This window comes from Parvimonas sp. D9, assembly GCF_035282565.1.
Lineage (GTDB): Bacteria > Bacillota > Clostridia > Tissierellales > Peptoniphilaceae > Parvimonas > Parvimonas micra.
On the sequence record NZ_JAYKBM010000189.1, the window covers coordinates 1 to 259 of the forward strand.

At 40.5% G+C, this 259-nt stretch carries 1 protein-coding gene; it reads right to left on the reverse strand.

Features of this window, described 5'->3' with window-relative positions; all coding sequences use genetic code 11:
* The coding region (locus tag VJI94_RS08505; RefSeq protein ID WP_324009050.1) for an alcohol dehydrogenase catalytic domain-containing protein at positions 1-185 on the reverse strand (185 nt) is incomplete at its 3' end.
* Positions 186-259: the final 74 nt, after the last annotated feature.

Below are 259 nucleotides of genomic sequence, written 5' to 3' on the forward strand. Positions count from 1 at the left end.
CCGGGTACCATGGGGAAAATAGAGCCACCCCATTCATCACGAACCTGATGGATATCTGAATGACATACGCCACAGTATAAGATTTCTATTTGAACATCTTTTGGACCGGGATTTCTTCTTTCGAGTGCAAACGGGCCTAAAGGTGATTTAGGATCCGGTGCTGCATAAGCTTTGGTTGCTATCATACTATTTTATTTACCACTATTAACAATACAAACCCGATTGGGTTTGTTCCACGAAAAATAAAAGATGCATTACT